Source organism: Pseudomonas sp. EGD-AK9 (assembly GCF_000465935.2).
Classification (GTDB): domain Bacteria; phylum Pseudomonadota; class Gammaproteobacteria; order Pseudomonadales; family Pseudomonadaceae; genus Aquipseudomonas.
The window spans coordinates 1-1,414 of the sequence record NZ_AVOF01000549.1; the positions used below are offsets into that span (position 1 = coordinate 1).

General features: G+C 70.7%; 2 protein-coding genes and 1 pseudogene. 2 read left to right on the forward strand and 1 reads right to left on the reverse strand.

Translation table 11 applies throughout. From position 1 onward, the window contains the following. The coding region (locus tag N878_RS20390) for a PepSY domain-containing protein (RefSeq protein ID WP_021445389.1) at nucleotides 1–505 on the forward strand (505 nt) is incomplete at its 5' end. A gap of 89 nt (nucleotides 506–594) precedes the next feature. Beyond that, nucleotides 595–1,074 carry a copper chaperone PCu(A)C gene (locus tag N878_RS20395; RefSeq protein ID WP_021445390.1) on the forward strand — a complete coding sequence of 160 codons (480 nt, stop codon included), beginning with the start codon at nucleotides 595–597 and terminating at the stop codon, nucleotides 1,072–1,074. A 37-nt stretch (nucleotides 1,075–1,111) separates the two neighbouring features. Here N878_RS20395 and N878_RS20400 read toward each other — a convergent pair. Continuing rightward, a pseudogene (locus tag N878_RS20400) lies at nucleotides 1,112–1,414 on the reverse strand (methyl-accepting chemotaxis protein); the annotation flags it as partial.

Genomic DNA, 1,414 nt, shown 5'->3' on the forward strand with positions numbered 1-1,414 from the left:
GGTCGACACCGCCGCGGCGCAGGCTGTGCAGCCGGGCTACAGCGTCAGCTTCCCGCGCGGCGCCGAAGGCGTCTACACCGTCGCCCTGTTCGCCGACGACCCGCGCCACGACGCCACCCTGCACCTGGATCAGTACAGCGGCACGCTGCTCGCCGATGTGCGCTGGCGCGACTACGGCCTGGTCGCCAGAACGGTGGAAAGCGGGGTGAAGCTGCACGAGGGCAAGATGTTCGGCCTGGCCAACCAGCTGCTGATGGCGCTGGTCTGCCTGCTGATCCTGTTCGGCGCGGTCAGCGGTCTGCTGCTCTGGTGGCAGCGCCGCCCGGCCGGTCGCCTTGGCGTGCCGCCGCTGCGTCACGACCTGCCGCGCTGGAAGCTCGGGGTGGCGATCATGCTGGCGCTCGGCCTGGTCTTCCCGCTGGTCGGCGCCTCGCTGCTGCTGATCTGGCTGCTGGATCGCCTGCTGGCGCGGTTGCCGGCCTGGCGCCGGCTGGCCAGCGACTGATGCGCCACCTTCATCGCGGCGACCCGGCCCTGGCCGGCGTCGCCGGATTCATTCAGGCTACGGCCGACTATCGCAACTGGAGGAACACCATGCTGCCGAACAAATTCCTGCTGCTGGGCGCGCTGCTCGGCGCCAGCCTGCTGGCCCAGGCCCACGACTACCAGGCCGGCGACCTGCATATCGATCACCCCTGGTCGCGCGCCATGCCGCCGGTGGCGCCGACCGCCGCCGCCTACTTCGTGGTGCACAACCGGGGTAGCGAGGCCGACCGCCTGCTCGCCGTCAGCACCCCGGTGGCTGGCAAGGCCGAGCTGCACGAGCATGTGCACGAAGGCGAGGTGATGAGGATGCAGCAGGTGCAGGACGTGACCATCCCCGCCGGCGGCGAGGTGCAGTTCGCGCCCATGGGCTACCACGTGATGCTGTTCGAGCTGAAGCAGCAGGCCAAGGACGGCGAACGTTTCCCGCTGACCCTGACCTTCGAGAAGGCCGGCCAGGTCGAGGTCGAGGTGGCGGTGCAGCAAGAGGCGCCGGTGGCCGAGGCCGCCCATGAGCATCACCAGCACTGAGGCGAGCGCAGCGGCAGTGCCCGGCTGACGCACGCGCCTAGACGCGAAACACCTGCACCGCACTATGCAGCTGCCCGCCCAGGTGCAGCAGTTGCTCGCCCTGGTCGCGGCTGCGGCCGATGCGCTGCAGGTTGTCGCCGCCGAGCTGGTGGATGCGTTCGCCGTGCTCGCGGATTTCGCCGACCGCCTCGCTCTGTTGCGCGGTGGCGTCGGCGATGCGTTCGGCCATGCTGGCGATGGTGCGGATCGCCGCGACGATTTCGTCGAGCGCGCCGTCGGCCGCCTCGGCCTTGCCGGCGGTGGCCTCGGCGTGTTCGACCTGGGCGCGCATGGCGCTCAC